General features: G+C 64.3%; 15 protein-coding genes. 4 read left to right on the top strand and 11 right to left on the bottom strand.

Features of this window, described 5'->3' with window-relative positions; translation table 11 throughout:
* Window positions 1-59 precede the first annotated feature (59 nt).
* Entirely contained in the window at window positions 60-1,028 is a 969-nt protein-coding gene (locus tag AC1D2E_RS02570; protein ID WP_478195940.1) for a LysR family transcriptional regulator, read from the top strand.
* Between the two features lie 119 nt (window positions 1,029-1,147).
* Here the strand turns inward: AC1D2E_RS02570 and AC1D2E_RS02565 are convergent, their stop codons facing one another.
* The 7 genes from AC1D2E_RS02565 to AC1D2E_RS02535 all read right to left on the bottom strand — a co-directional run bounded on the left by AC1D2E_RS02565 (window position 1,148) and on the right by AC1D2E_RS02535 (window position 10,782).
* A complete protein-coding gene (locus tag AC1D2E_RS02565; protein ID WP_478195939.1) occupies window positions 1,148-2,506 on the bottom strand; it encodes a (Fe-S)-binding protein in 1,359 nt (452 codons plus the stop codon).
* Window positions 2,503-3,180: a hypothetical protein gene (locus AC1D2E_RS02560; RefSeq protein WP_478195938.1), complete on the bottom strand. Its 678-nt coding sequence runs from the start codon at window positions 3,178-3,180 to the stop codon at window positions 2,503-2,505. Before AC1D2E_RS02560 ends, AC1D2E_RS02565 begins: the two co-directional genes overlap by 4 nt.
* 233 nt (window positions 3,181-3,413) lie before the next feature.
* Window positions 3,414-4,685: an NAD(P)/FAD-dependent oxidoreductase gene (locus AC1D2E_RS02555; RefSeq protein WP_478195937.1), complete on the bottom strand. Its 1,272-nt coding sequence runs from the start codon at window positions 4,683-4,685 to the stop codon at window positions 3,414-3,416.
* A gap of 64 nt (window positions 4,686-4,749) precedes the next feature.
* Complete coding sequence (locus AC1D2E_RS02550; RefSeq protein WP_478195936.1) at window positions 4,750-6,147, bottom strand: TolC family protein; 1,398 nt, start codon at window positions 6,145-6,147, stop codon at window positions 4,750-4,752.
* Between the two features lie 68 nt (window positions 6,148-6,215).
* Window positions 6,216-6,425 carry a YgaP family membrane protein gene (locus tag AC1D2E_RS02545; protein ID WP_478173443.1) on the bottom strand — a complete coding sequence of 70 codons (210 nt, stop codon included), beginning with the start codon at window positions 6,423-6,425 and terminating at the stop codon, window positions 6,216-6,218.
* Window positions 6,422-9,724, bottom strand: coding sequence for an efflux RND transporter permease subunit (locus tag AC1D2E_RS02540; RefSeq protein ID WP_478195935.1), 3,303 nt, complete (start codon window positions 9,722-9,724; stop codon window positions 6,422-6,424). Before AC1D2E_RS02540 ends, AC1D2E_RS02545 begins: the two co-directional genes overlap by 4 nt.
* Window positions 9,721-10,782 carry an efflux RND transporter periplasmic adaptor subunit gene (locus AC1D2E_RS02535; RefSeq protein WP_478195934.1) on the bottom strand — a complete coding sequence of 354 codons (1,062 nt, stop codon included), beginning with the start codon at window positions 10,780-10,782 and terminating at the stop codon, window positions 9,721-9,723. Before AC1D2E_RS02535 ends, AC1D2E_RS02540 begins: the two co-directional genes overlap by 4 nt.
* A gap of 186 nt (window positions 10,783-10,968) precedes the next feature.
* Between AC1D2E_RS02535 and AC1D2E_RS02530 the strand changes: the two genes are divergently transcribed.
* Window positions 10,969-11,358 carry an ArsR/SmtB family transcription factor gene (locus AC1D2E_RS02530; protein ID WP_478195933.1) on the top strand — a complete coding sequence of 130 codons (390 nt, stop codon included), beginning with the start codon at window positions 10,969-10,971 and terminating at the stop codon, window positions 11,356-11,358.
* A gap of 174 nt (window positions 11,359-11,532) precedes the next feature.
* Here the strand turns inward: AC1D2E_RS02530 and AC1D2E_RS02525 are convergent, their stop codons facing one another.
* Window positions 11,533-11,856, bottom strand: coding sequence for a metalloregulator ArsR/SmtB family transcription factor (locus AC1D2E_RS02525; RefSeq protein WP_478195932.1), 324 nt, complete (start codon window positions 11,854-11,856; stop codon window positions 11,533-11,535).
* Between the two features lie 80 nt (window positions 11,857-11,936).
* Between AC1D2E_RS02525 and AC1D2E_RS02520 the strand changes: the two genes are divergently transcribed.
* Together AC1D2E_RS02520 and AC1D2E_RS02515 are read left to right on the top strand one after the other, a co-directional pair.
* Window positions 11,937-12,812: an MBL fold metallo-hydrolase gene (locus tag AC1D2E_RS02520; RefSeq protein ID WP_478195931.1), complete on the top strand. Its 876-nt coding sequence runs from the start codon at window positions 11,937-11,939 to the stop codon at window positions 12,810-12,812.
* A 37-nt stretch (window positions 12,813-12,849) separates the two neighbouring features.
* The gene (locus AC1D2E_RS02515) at window positions 12,850-13,230 is read left to right on the top strand and encodes a rhodanese-like domain-containing protein (RefSeq protein ID WP_478195930.1); all 381 of its coding nucleotides are present in this window, start codon (window positions 12,850-12,852) and stop codon (window positions 13,228-13,230) included.
* 98 nt (window positions 13,231-13,328) lie between these two features.
* On the opposite strand, the gene AC1D2E_RS02510 is transcribed toward AC1D2E_RS02515, so the two are convergent.
* The 3 genes from AC1D2E_RS02510 to AC1D2E_RS02500 form a co-directional block, all read right to left on the bottom strand.
* Complete coding sequence (locus AC1D2E_RS02510; protein WP_478196052.1) at window positions 13,329-13,670, bottom strand: universal stress protein; 342 nt, start codon at window positions 13,668-13,670, stop codon at window positions 13,329-13,331.
* Window positions 13,671-13,714: 44 nt separating this feature from the next.
* A complete protein-coding gene (locus tag AC1D2E_RS02505) occupies window positions 13,715-13,936 on the bottom strand; it encodes a hypothetical protein (RefSeq protein ID WP_478195929.1) in 222 nt (73 codons plus the stop codon).
* Window positions 13,933-14,223, bottom strand: a 291-nt coding sequence (locus AC1D2E_RS02500) for a transposase domain-containing protein (protein WP_478195928.1), incomplete at its 5' end; no start/stop codon positions are given. The genes AC1D2E_RS02500 and AC1D2E_RS02505, both read right to left, overlap by 4 nt.

Genomic DNA, 14,223 nt, shown 5'->3' with positions numbered 1-14,223 from the left:
CTGCCGCCACTGTAGAAAGTTCAGTGACATTCCTGAAATGAAAAAATAGAATTCGTGATATGTCCTCAGCACATGTCAAGACAAGCCGCACTTCCCGCCTCCTTTCGCGCCAGGTCGACCTCAATCTGCTTGAACTCTTCGAGACGGTCTATCGCACACGAAACCTGACGGCAGCCGGTGCGCAGCTCAGCCTGACCCAGCCCGCGGTCAGCCGAGGACTCGGGCGGCTTCGTGAGATGTACGGAGACGCGTTGTTCGTGCGGCAACAGCGCGGCGTGGTGCCGACGCCCTTCGCCGATGCGTTGGTATCTCCCGTGAGCTCGGCGCTGGAGATCCTGCGCGCCACCGTCAACCGGCCCACGTTCAATCAAGGCGAGGAGGCGCGCACATTCAGGGTCGCGATGAGCGACATCGGCGAGCGGCTCTTTCTTCCGCGCTTGATGCTGCACCTCGCCGACGTGGCGCCGAATGTCATCATCGAAGCTGTTTCGCCGAGCCAGGGCGAGCTCTTCGACGGTTTGGCATCAGGCCGGATCGACCTTGCGGTGGGCTACCTTGGCGACCTCGGCAAGCAGATGCACCACCAGCGGCTTTTTCGCGAGCATTTCGTCTATCTGGCCCGCACGGATCATCCGCAGGTCAGGGGAAGCCTGCGCCGCGAGCAACTGCGTGAGCTGGCCCATGTGGTGGCTGGGCCCAAGGGCATGCAACATGCCGCGGCGGTCGAGAAGGTTCTGGCAAGCGCTCGCGTGAAGGCAAGGGTTGCACTAAGGGTTCACAGCTTCCTGTGCGTGGGTCCCGTCGTGGCGAGCACCGATTTGATCGGCGCAGTGCCCAGCAACCTCGGTGCAATGGTTGCGCGTCACATGCAATTGCAGCTCGTTGCACCACCCGTGCAGTTCCCGGCCTTCGACGTTTCGATGACCTGGCACCAGAGGTTCCACCGTGACCCGGGCAGCGAGTGGTTGCGCCGTGTGTTCGTCGAACTGTTCGACTCGCTGAAGATGTCCGCCGAGGCCGCGAGGTAGGCAGACCCGCTCTGCCCTCCACGAGTATCAGGTCGAGCTCAGTCGGTGCGCGAAACCTAACCGATATCAACGCTCTCGGGCGGTTCCAGCCGTGCAGCCATTGTTCTTCTTGTGGACCCCTAGACATCGATGGCGGCTTGCTTAGGTTCTCGCGGCAACTGGGCCGCGACCGTCTCGACCAGGCTTTCGATGTGGATCTGCGCTTGCTCGGCCTCGGCACCTTCCATGAAATTGAGGCGGCAACTTGCGCAGGACAGCACGACCGTGTCGGCGCCCGTGGCATCGATCTGCGCGCGCTTGATTTGCCAGGCCTTGTGTCGAAGAGGCGCCGCGCGGTTGATCAGGAAAGCCCCGGCGCCTCCGCCGCAACACCAATTCAGTTCCGCAGTGGGCGAGGTCTCCCGAAAATCCACGCCCAGCGCATTCAGCGCGGCTCGTGGCTCATCGAGAACGCCGCCATGGCGCGCCAGCTTGCAGGCGTCGTGATAGGTCAACTTGCGATCGGGATCACCGGGCACCAACGCGAGGCGTCCGTCGCGGATCTCACGTCCGACAAACTCGGCAACCGCCAACACCTCGAATGGCAACGCTTTCCCATCGGGCAGCCGCCCGTCCCAGCGCAGCGCCGGGTAGGCATGGCCGCATTCGGGCAGGATCACCGCCTTGGCGCCGATTGCAACGGCCTCGTCGATAAGTCGCTTGCTCGCCGCTCTCTGCAATGCCTCGTTTCCGGACAACAGTCCGAAGTTGGCTGCCTCGAACCCTGCGCTGCGCAATGTCCAGTCGATGTTCAGATGGTTCAGGATTTTTGCAGTTGCGGCCAAGGCATCCTGGAACAGCAGCACGTCGATCACTGTCGTGACCAGCATCACGTCGGCCCGTGGCTCGTCGAGCGGTATCCGGATGCCCCTGGCGCGCAGCACCTCCACCACGTGAGCCAGTTCAACCGGCCCAACGCCGAACACCGTGCCGCGTCCGGCTTGCTCCTGCGCAACCGCCATGAGTTCCAGCGGCACCAGGCCCGCCTCCGACAGCGCTTCGCGCATCACGTTGACGCCGCGAGCGATGTTGATGCCCATGGGGCAGACCATGCTGCAGCGGCCACACTCGGTGCATGAGTCGTAGACCAACTCCTGCCATTCCCGCAGATCATCCGCGCTGATGTCACGTGTGAACCAGCGCCGGACGGCCGCGAACGCCGAGCCCTCCCGGGCGTGCACGCGCCGTAGAAGATCCAGCTTGCGCGTAGGGGTGTACTTCGGATCCTGCGTGCTCCGGTAGAAATGGCAGGCCTCGGAACAGTAGCCGCAATTCACGCATGCCTCGAGATCGAGCGCCAATGCGCGGTCGGTCTTGCGTCGCATGACGGCCTTGGCCCGGATGACCCGCTCCTCGTCGGCCATCGGCTCGGGCCTCGCCATCTCGCCCAGGTGCTCGATGGCCTCCTGGAACTGCTTGAAGACGGCCATGTCGATCATGGCCGTACTCCGCGGCGCCCGAGGAAGGTGGCCAGTTGCATGCGCGCAGGCAGGAAGAGGAACGCGTGCATCAGCTTGCCGAAAGGAAACCAGATCAGCAGCAGCTCAAGGCTCATCAGATGGATCGCGAGCGGCCCGCGATACAGAACATGGTGCTGCGCGAGGATGGCTGAGGAAGGCTCGCCCACCAGCGCCATGYCGGTCATCAGCGGCAGCATCGTCACTGCCCAGGTCACCATATCGTCGGCTCGGGAGATCTTCTTGAGCACGGGGTCAGTCAGCCTGAACATCAGCGCCATCAACAGGGAGACGATGGTCGCTGCGGCTGAGAGATACATGACGAAGTCGGGCAGTGCCGGCCATCCCAGGCCGGTCAGGTAGCGAATGAAGGCGATGTGCGGTGCATAGCCGAAGAAGATCAGTGCGAGACCGATGTGGAACACATAGGGGTTGAATGTCACCAGCGTTGCGCTGCCCGGCATGCCCTGGCGTGGCCACATTCGTATGAGCGCTGCGCGAAACGCGTCGGTCTTGCCGAAGGGCTTGCGGGCGGGGGCTGGCTCCGGCGCGGCCGGAAGTTGAACCAGGGCGAACAGTCGCCATGCCACACCGAACACGAAAACCGTCAATGCCGCATAGAACAATGGCCCTCTCGCCCAGTCCAGCATGTCCATCCGCTGCTCCCATGCGCCATGTTTGTCGAACTGCAGCCTAGGCTGCTTGCCCGAGACCGACCTTGACGGAAATCAAATCGTCGAGGCCTGCCTTGGCACCTCGGCGCCGGATGCCGGCCTTGAGAGGAGGCCGTCCGGCGCGCGGACCGGGTCGTTCGACTTGACGAACTTGCGCCGGCGAACCTGAGACCTCGCGGCGCCAGCTTCCATCGATGATCTCCGGAACCGATGAATCAGCGCTCGAGCCGCTCGATGCCGAGCGCCTTGAGGACATACTTCTCGTAGATCGGCTCGGATGTGCCGTTCTTCATCTTGTACATGAAGTACTTCTCGAATGCGACTTTGGCCAGGTGGACCCATTTGCCCTTCTTGAACCAGTTGACATTGCGCGGCGGGATCTGCGGCAGTGCCACGAAGGCAGCGCCGGTGTCTCCCATGTCGGCAAGGCAGATCGCGTTCCAAGTGCCTTTGGCGTCTGCCGGCCGGCCGTTGAGTTCGGCGACGATGTTGTGCACGATGGCTGTGATCATGGTCTCGATCATGTAGCCGGTCTTCGGTGCGCCCGTCGGAACGGGGGTCACTTCGACCGGCGGAATGGCGACGCAGACCCCGGCTGAAAAGATGTTTCGGTAATTCTTGCTGCGCTGGTACTCGTCGATCAATACGAATCCGCGCGGGTTGCACAGGCCCTCGACCGAAGCCACCGCGTCGACGCCCTTGAACGCAGGCAGCATCATGCTGAACTTGAAAGGCAGCTCGTGCTCCTTCTTCGGCTGACCGTGTTCGTCCATCTCGGTCACGAACATCTTGCCGGGCTCGATTCGCGTGACCTTGGCGTTGGTGATCCACTTGATGTCGTTGTTGCGGAACTCGCTTTCGAGCATCGACTTGGAGTCGCCAACGCCGCCCAGCCCCAGGTGGCCGATGTAGGGCTCGCTGGTCACGTATGTGATGGGCACCTTGTTGCGCAGCTTGCGGCGCTTGAGATCGGTGTTGAAGATGAAAGAGAACTCGTAGGCAGGCCCGAAGCACGATGCACCAGGCATCGCACCGATGACTGCCGGGCCGGGGTCGTTCAGGAACTGTTGGTACTGCGTCCAGGTCTTCTCGGCATGGTCAACCAGGCAGATCGACTGGGTGTGCCCATCCGGGCCGGCGCCAGGCACCTCGTCGAAGGCGAGCTTGGGGCCGGTGGTGATGACGAGATAGTCGTAGGCGAGCTTGCTGCCGTCCTGCAGCTCGAGCGCGTTGCCCGTTGCATCGATGCGCGTCACGCGTTGGGCGACGAACTCGATGCCCTTCTGCTCCAGGTAGGGGCGGATCTGGAAGGTGATCGCGCTGCGCTCCCGCCAGCCCACTGCGAGCCACGGGTTGGAAGGAACGAACTGGAAGTAGTCGACGGCGTTCACGACCGTGATGCGGTGCGATTTGTCCAGTGCGGCGCGCAACTCGTAGGCGGCAGGCATGCCGCCGGTGCCGGCACCAAGAATGACGATGTGGGCCATGGTTGTGTCTCCTCGTTGCCGGTGTGCCCGGCCATCGGTAGTGAAAGAGGTCTGAAGCGGGTGGTTATTGCCGAGGCGCCGGGATCGGCTCAAGGTCCTCATTGACCGAGCGCCAGGAGACGTCGTCCAGTTGCCCGACAAGCGCCGCGAGGCGTAGCCGATCCATCAAGAGTCCGGCGCGGGCCTGCACCAGCGCCAGGCGGGCTGCGGCGGTATCGTTCTCGGCGTTCAGCAGGTCCAGGGTGGTGCGTTGGCCGACCTGGTGTCCCAGGTGCGTTGCATCCCGCCGCGCCTCGCTCGCCTTCACGCCATCCGAGAGGGCATGCACCCGTTCGGCACCGACGCTCAAGCCCAGCCAGGCGGACCGGACCTGCTGTGCGGTCGTCTGCCGACTGCGATCGGCTTCCGTGGCTGCCTTGTCGGCCAGGCGCAGGGCCTCTTCCTGCTTGGCGCTGCGATAGCCTCCGGTGAACAGGGGCACGGAGATCTGCACCCCGATCATGCGGTCCGTTCCCTTGTTGGAGGCGGAGCCGAAGTCACCGCTGCCGTTGAGCTGCTCGCGCGAGGCCTGAGCAACGACGTCCACCGCGACGGACGACTGCAGGCTGAATTTCGACGCTTCCTGCTTCGCGACTTCGGAGGCCAGTTCCCGGATGCGGACGTCGGGATTTCCGGCCTGCGCGTCGGCCAGCCACGCCGCCAATGGCCGCGGCTGGGTGTCCGCGGAGCGGCCGGCCGGCAGGCGGGCTGACAGCGTCGGGGCCGGCATCCCGGTGCTGTCGGCCAGCAGGTTGCGCTTGAGCTGCACATCGCTTTCGGCTGCCAGCACCTGCGCCCGAATGCCAGCCAGGCGGGCGCCCGTCTCATACGTGTCGGTGACCGGTGTCGCGCCCATCGTGAAACGGTCCTTCGCCTCGGTCGAAGCTCGTTGCACGGCATCCAGCTGGAGCTTCAGAACGCGCAGCGACTCTTCCGCCAGCGCGAGGTCGAAATAGCGCTGCGCGGTGCGCAGCATCAGCGACTGCCGGGCAGTCTGCCACTCGAGGTCGGCCAGGTCGACCGACAAGCCGAGCAGTTGCTGCTGGGCGCGTCGCTCGGGGTTGTAGAGGGGCTGGCTTGCCGTGAGCGCCCAACGTCCCGCCGTGCCTCCATTGACCGACGTGTTGAAGTTCACGTTGTTCGAGACGCCGAAACCGGGCGCGGAGAATTGGGCACCGCGGGTCTCCGTGTCACGGGTGGCGAATCCGGCCGAGGCACTCGCGTTGACACGCGGCAGCCAGAGTGCTGCGGCCTGGTCGCGGCGCGGCAGCGCGGCCTCATGTGCAGCCCGTGCCACGGCGTAGTCCATGTCGCTTTGCTCGGCCGCCCGCAGGACTTCGATCAGGTCGGCCGCACGGGCTGCCTGCGAGGTGCAGGCGAGCGCCATCGCGCCGACCAGGAGCCAGCCTTGCAGGGTCGACAACCCTCGGGCAGCGGCCGGGCTCGCGCCACTTGCCGATTGCCCGACGGGGAGGCCGCGTGCTGCCACGCTCAGGCGCCCGGGCGCGCACCGAGCTTGCGCATGATCGTCTCCATGAGGCACCACTTCGTCAGTGCGCTCTGCAGCAGGTTCGCGCCGACGAACGCGGTGAAGGCCAGCCACCAGGAACTGACGAAGATCGGGCTGCCAGGGATGCCCAGTGCCAACGACAGCAGGATGAATGAGCCGGCGACGAGACGCACGAGTTGCCAGGAAGTCATGATGAAGCTCCTTCAGGTAGGACAGAGAAAGTGGACGAGTCCGGTTTTGCAGACCCAGTGATCGCGCCCAGGCGGTTGCGATAGGCGACGTAGTAGAGGATCGGAATGACGACCAGCGTCAACACGGTGGAGACGAAGATGCCGAAGATCAGCGAGATCGCCAGGCCGTTGAAGATCGGGTCGTCGAGAATGAAGAAGGCGCCCAGCATCGCCGAAAGACCGGTCAGCATGATCGGCTGTGCTCGCGTGATGGCCGAGTGCACGATGGCGTCCTTGAACGGCATCCCCTCGCGGACCTGGAGGTTGATGAAGTCCACCAGCAGGATCGAGTTGCGCACGATGATCCCGGCCAGCGCGATCATTCCGATCATGCTGGTCGCCGTGTATTGCGCGCCCAGCAGCGCGTGACCGGGCATTACGCCGATGATCGTCAGCGGGATCGGCGCCATGATGATCAGCGGCGTCAGATAGGAGCCGAACTGTGCCACGACCAGGAGGTAGATCAGTATCAGGCCGACGGCATAGGCGGCACCCATGTCGCGGAAGGTCTCGTAGGTGATCTGCCACTCGCCATCCCACTTGAGCGCGTAATCGCGGTAGGCGTCCTCGGGCTGGCGGATGAAATACTCGACAAGTGAGCCTCCACCTGGTGTCGCGATCTTGGCCAGCTCACTGCGCATCGAAAAGACGCCGTAGAGCGGGCTGTCGAGCTTCCCGGCCATGTCGGCGACGACATAGTTCACCGGCAGCAGGTCCTTGTGATAGAGCGGTTGCTCGCGCACGGTGTCCGTCACCTTGACGAGTTCGCGAATGGGCACCAGGTTGCCCGCGGCGCTGCGCACCGTGAGTTGCAGCAGCGTGTTCAGGTCCCCCTGGCGTTCGGCCGGCAACTGCAGGGTCGCGGCGGCGGGGTACTTGCTCTGGTCGTGCAGGTAAGCCGTGGCCTCGCCAGCCAGGCCCGCCCTGAGCGTGGTCACGATGGCCTGCTGCGGCACGCCCAGCATCGCCGCCTTCTGGCGGTCGATGAGCAGCAGGGTCTTCGGTGCCGCGGCGATGCTGCTGTCGTCGACGTCGACCACCCCCGGGGTCTTCTCGAACACTGCGCGTACCGACTTCGCGACCCGCTGCCGCCCTTCAGCCTCGGGTCCATAGATTTCGGCCACGATCGGCGACAGCACCGGCGGGCCAGGGGGAACTTCCACCACCTTGATGTTGGCGCCGAAGCGCTCGCCGATCTTCTGCAGAGCGGGCCGCACGCGTGTAGCGATCGCGTGGCTCTGCGCCTTGCGCTGGTGCTTGTCGACGAGATTGACTTGAAGGTCGCCGACTTCGCCGCCGGCGCGCAGGTAGTATTGGCGCACCAGTCCATTGAAGTTGATCGGCGCAGCGATGCCGGCATAGGCCTGGTAGTCGGTGACTTCGGGCACGGTTGCCAGGTAAGCGCCCAGCTCTTGCAGCACCGCGGCGGTTTGTTCGACCGGGGTGCCAGCCGGCATGTCGACGACGACCTGGAACTCCGACTTGTTGTCGAAAGGCAGCATCTTCAGCAGGACCAGGCCAGTCGCGGGCAGCGCGAGGGAGAGCGCGATCAGGATGCCGATGCCAAGGCCGAGCAGGCGGCGATTGCGCGAGCCGCGCTGTTMATCGAGCAGCGGACGGAACACGCGTTCGAACAGCGGCGCGAGCTTGGCTGCCAGGCCGTGAGCAGCCTTGTGGCCATCGGCCTTGGCAACGTGGGCCGGTGCTCCCTTCATCCAGAGGCGTGCCAGCCAGGGCGTGACCATGAAGGCGATCGCCAGCGACAGCAGCATGCCCATGCTCGCGTTGATCGGGATCGGGCTCATGTAGGGCCCCATCAAGCCGGACACGAATGCCATCGGCAACAGCGCAGCGATCACGGTCAGGGTCGCCAGGATGGTCGGTCCGCCCACTTCGTCCACCGCGCCCGGGATGATCTGCGCCAACGTGCGCTCGGGATGCAACTGCTGATGGCGGTGAATGTTCTCGACCACGACGATCGCGTCGTCGACCAGGATGCCGATCGAGAAGATCAGGGCGAACAGCGACACCCGGTTCAACGTGAAGCCCCAGGCCCAGGATGCGAAGAGCGTGACCGTCAGCGTCAGGATCACCGCAGCGCCAACGATCGCGGCTTCCCGCCGACCCAGCGCGAGGAACACCAGCGCCACCACCGAGGCGGTGGCGAACAGCAGTTTCTGAATCAGCTTCTGGGCCTTGTCGTTGGCAGTCGCGCCGTAGTTGCGGGTTTCGGCAACCTGTACGTCGGCGGGAATCACGGTATTGCGCAGAACCTCGACCCGCCGCATCACGGCGTTGGCGACATCGATGGCGTTTTCGCCAGGCTTCTTGGTGACCGCGAGGGTGACCGCTGGAAACTCAGCCGCGCCGGCACCGTCCTTGCCAGCCTCGCCATACCAGACGTAGCGGCTGGGCGGCAGCGGGCCATCGCGCACCGTGGCGACATCGCGCAGGAACACCGGCTTTCCGCCATGCACGCCGACCACCAGTTCGCCGACCTCGCTGGCTTGCCGCAGAAACGGACCGGATTCGATGGCCACGGCCTGGTTCCCCGAGATCAGTTCTCCGACCGGCAACCCGAGGTTGGCGGATTGCAGCGCGGTTCGGAGGTCTGACACGGTGACGCTGGCGCCGGCCATGCGCGCGGGGTCGAGTTCAACCAGAATGGCGCGGCCCGCTCCGGCGATCGTGTTCACTTCGCGGGTGCCTGCCACGCGTTTCAAGTCAGCCTCGATGCTATGTGCCACGCGCTCCAGATCGTAGGGTCCGACCGCGGCGTTCTTGCTGAAGAGCGTCAGTGTCACGATCGGCACATCGTCGATGCCCTTGGGCTTGACGATCGGATCGAGAACGCCCAGGCCCTTGGGCAGCCAGTCGGCATTCGCGTTGACCGTGTCGTACAAGCGCACCAGGGCTTCGGTACGCGGCACGCCGACCTTGAACTGCACCGTGATCACGGCCAGGCCCGGTCGCGACACGGACATCACGTGCTCGACGCCTGAGATCTGGGCCAGCACCTGCTCGGCCGGCCCGGCCACCATCTGCTCGACGTCCCGCACGCTCGCACCCGGGAAGGGGATGAGCACATTGGCCATCGTGACGTTGATCTGCGGCTCTTCCTCTCGCGGCGTCACCAACACGGCGAACGCGCCGAGCAGAAGTGCCATCAGTGCGAGCAACGGCGTGATCTGGGCGCTCTGGAAGAACGCCGCAATCCGGCCTGAAATGCCCAGCGACGAGGACCGGCCTTGCTGTGTCATGGCGTGGTCTGGCGGATGCGAGCGGCGGCCTGCGGGTCGGTGGCCACTTTCTCGCCGGGCATCAGGCCCGAGAGGATCTCGACCTTGTCGCCGTCGACACGGCCCAGCCGCACCTGGCGGAGCATGGGACGGCCTTCCGAATTGAGGACGTAGAGTCCCGTCAGCTCAGCACGGCGCACGATGGCGGAAAGCGGGACCGACAGGCTCGGCATGGCGCTCGCACCCCCGCCGGCCACGGGCAGCCACAGCCGCGCGAACATGCCGGGTACGACACCGTCCAGACCGGGCGGAAGATCGACGCGAAGCTGCACCGTATGGGTGGCTGCGTCAATCGTGGGCAGGATCTGCATGCGTACCGGAGTGACCCATTGGCGCTGTGCGCTCAGTCCGGGCAATTCCGCCCGCGGCAACTGGCCGGTCGCCACTTGCGCTGCTACGGTCTGGGGCACGGCTGCGGTAATCCGCAGGGCGGAAGGATCGTAGACAGTGATCAGGGCACGGCCCGGCATCGCCATGTCGCCCAACGACACCGGGACTTCCGCGATCACGCCCGCATAAGGCGCTCGGATGACATGGAAGCCGCTCTGCGTTCGTGCCACGCCGGCTTGGGCACCTTGTGCCGCGACTTGCGCCCGGGTCGCCTTGAACTCGGATTCGGCGCGTTCCAGCGCCGCCTGGCTGATGTAGTTCTTCTGGAACAGCTGCTTCTGCCGCTCGTATTCCTTGGTCGCGACCTCCAGCGATGCGCGTGCGGCCTGGACCTGAGCATCGCTTGCGGCGGCGTTCTGGTCGGCAGCCCTGGCATCGATCTGCAGCAGCACTTGGCCGGCCTTGACGAAGTCGCCGACCCTGGCGTCAAGGTGGACCACCGCGCCAGACACTTGCGCGGCGATGACCGTCTGTCGCACAGCTTCGACGACGCCGTCAAAACCCGATGCGGCGGTCGCAGAAGGCCGGGCCGTCACGGTACTCAATGGCTCAGCGGCCGCCCAGGCGGACGCGGCTAGCGTGACCCCGGCGAGAAGGGCTGTGAGAGTGATCGAGCGAATCTTGAGCATACGGACAGTTCAGAGGGCGGTGCCCAATCCGAATACGCTGGGACTGGAACAGCACCGATGTTTCGTATAGTATTTGCGCACATAGCTAAATAGTCAAGTGGGTAAGTAAGTGATTGCGCGGAGACGAGTATGAGAAGGGAGCACTGAGGCATGATTGCGCCAGATCAACTTCAGGCATGTCCAAGCATGGAAGGACTTTCCGACGAAGCGTTGGTGCAGGTGGCGGCGTATTTCCAGGCGCTGGCCGAGCCGACTCGGCTGCAGATTCTCAATCTCCTGCGCCAACAGGAGCGCAACGTGGGCGAGCTGGCGCAGCTGTGCGGCTACAGCTCGGCCAACATCTCACGGCACCTCACTCTGTTGACGCAGCACGGGCTGGTGTCGCGGGAAACCCGTGGAAACAGTGCCTACTTCCGCATCGCGGATGCCGCGGTCTACGAGCTGTGCGATCTGGTGTGCGGCAACATTGCGCGGCAGTTCGAGCGAACGGCTCCGAAGCGGGCCGCATTCGCCGCGCCCGCCGGGCGGCGGCGGAGGCCGCGTTCTCCAGCGGGTCTCGGAGGGCCTTCTAGCTAACGCGGTCGAGAACCAGGCCAGGAGTCTGGCGAGAATCCGATCCGGCCATGTCCTTTGAGCCGGAGGGGCTTGCCGCGCCCGCCTCGCGAACAGAGTGGGGCTCAGGCCCCAGGCATCAATCTGCGGCTCGGGCAGCGACGCAAACAGCCGGTAGACGGTTCCAGTCGATAGGCATCAGGTCTCCTTCGGACAGTAGAGACGGTAGAGCAGCGCGAGGATCTCAAGCATCGAGGTATCGGCCACCCTGTAGAAGATGCTCTTTCCCTCGCGGCGCGTATGGACAGCTCCCTCGCCGCGTAACACGCCCAGTTGCTGTGAAAGGGTCGGCTGGCGAATGTCCAGTGCGCTTTCCAGCTCGCTCACGCACATCTCTCCTTGCGAGAGCTGGCAAAGCAGGAGCAGTCGGTCTTCATTGGCGAGCACCTTGAGAGCGCCAACAGCCTTGCCTGCGGCGCCGCGCAGGGCGTCGGGATCGATGACCAAAGCGGAAGCCTTCATAAAGAGAAGAAAGGGACAGTTTCGATTGACATATTATGTATACATCGATAATATACGTCAATCGGTGACCCACTGATCCCATGAAGACCCGCACGACGACCCAAGGCTTCTTCGACCCCCACACGTGGACGGTTTCCTACGTCATCTGGGACGATGCGACGGAACGAGCCGCGGTCATCGACCCGGTGCTGGACTACGATTTCAAGTCGGGGCACACCAGCACGGCTTCGGCCGACCGGCTGCTGGCCTATGTGCGGGAGAAAGGCCTGCAGGTCGACTGGATTCTGGAAACCCACGCGCACGCCGACCACCTGTCCGGCGCACGCTACGTCCAGGCCCAGGTCGGCGGCCTGATCRCCATCGGCGAGAACATCCGCACCGTGCAGGCGACCTTCAAGAAGCTCTTCAACCTCGAGCGCAGCTTTCTGCCGGACGGGAGCCAGTTCGACCACCTCTTCAGGGACGGCGAGGTGTTCAAGATTGGCAGCGTCGAGGCCACCGCACTGCTGGTGCCGGGTCACACCCCGGCTGACATGGCCTACCTGGTGGACGGCTCCGTCTTCGTCGGCGACACGCTCTTCATGCCCGACGTCGGCAGCGCGCGCGCGGACTTCCCTGGTGGCAACGCACGCCAGCTCTACGCCTCGATGCGCAGACTGCTGGACCTGCCGCCCGAGACCACGATGTACGTCTGTCACGACTACCCACCGGGGTCTCGACAGCCCCGATGGCAGACCACCGTCGCCGAGCAACGAGCCCACAACATCCATGTCCGCGACGGCATCAGCGAGGACGCCTTCGTCGCCATGCGCACGGCCCGGGACGCAACCCTGGATGTTCCGACGCTCATCCTTCCCTCGATTCAGGTGAACGTGCGGGGTGGGCAGCTGCCGCCCCCGGACGACAACGGGGTCGCTTACCTCCGTATCCCGGTGAACGCGCTTCCTGTGCACTGAACCGGTGACATTTGATCATTCACATAAGTTAATAGTCATGAAATCTGCTCACGATCTCGTTGCCGCCGCCAAGGCTCGCGTCCAGGAAGTCTCCGTTGACCAGGCAGAACAAGCCATCCGCGAGGCCGACGTTCTCATCGACGTGCGCGAGGCTGACGAGTACCAGGCGGGACACGTCCCGGGTGCCGTCCATGCCTCACGCGGACTGCTGGAATTCAAGCTCAGCAGCAGTCCTCAACTCGCATCGCGTGACCTCAAGGTGGTTTTGTATTGCAAGTCCAGCGGTCGCGCGGCCTTGGCCGCCTGCGCCATGCACGACATGGGCTACCTGCAGGTGCAGTCGATAGCGGGCGGGTTTGACGCCTGGGTCGCTGCCGGCAAGCCCGTAGCATCGCCCACGACGCCTTCTTTCGAGTGACACGGAACGACATCGACTTCGCTCGACTGTTGCACGCCCAGCCCTACAGCAATCGAAGGAACGCCGTGAAATCTCGCGACGGCCACCTCGGTTGCTGTTCAGTCGACAGCCAGATCGTTCTTGACGAGCAGGACTGGCACCGGGCTACTGCGTGCCACCGCCGCTGCCTCGCTACCTAAGGTGAGGCGCCTCAGCCCGCGGCGCCCGTGCGTGCCCATGACGATCAGGTCGCAGCCGGATCGCCTGGCTTCGTCCACGATGACGTTCGCAATGCGGCCATGTATTCCCTCGTTCAGGACGACTTCGGCCTGAATGCCGGCCTTGGCAGCCCATCGCTTGCCGGTTGTAAGCACTTCCTCGCCGAGTGCGCGCATCTTCTGCCTGGATTCATCAAGACTGGATAGGGCCGACATCTCATCGAGGTCGGGAGCGTCTTCGATGACAGTAAGCGGCTGGTCGTCCCACCTTGCCAGATGATCCCGGATCAGGGGCCGTTGACCTCGTCGACGGTTTCACCGTCGTCGTAGTACGCACCGATGGCTCGATCGAGTCGCTTGAGCAGCGCGTTGAGTGTTTCTCCGTCTCGGCGTACCAGCATTGCCAGGGCGTTGTTGCCGTCGGCGGCGGTGGCTGCGCATTCATGGGGCGGGAGCGCGCCGAGCGTGATCTCGCCGCCGTCGTCGATCAATGCTTGGATGTTCTTCATGGCACTGTCGTCGCGGGCTCTGGCGCGCACCACCGATGCGGCAACAGCTCTTCGATGCGGTGGTTGGGATGCAGCGGCAACCGCTCGAGCACGTCCTTGAGGTAGATCCAGGGATCGTGACCGTGCAGCTTGGCCGAGTGCGCGAGGCTCATGACGACGGCTGCGCGTTGACCCGCCAACTCGCTGCCAGCAAACAGCCATGCCTTTCGACCCATCGCCCAGGGACGGATCAAGTTTTCGCAGTGGTTGTTGTCGATGCTCACCTCGCCGTCGACCAGGAAGCGGCC

The organism is Variovorax sp. P1_H2 (genome assembly GCF_056405295.1).
The sequence above is the reverse complement of the archived record's forward strand: the minus strand, read 5'-3'. Positions and strand labels throughout refer to the sequence as shown.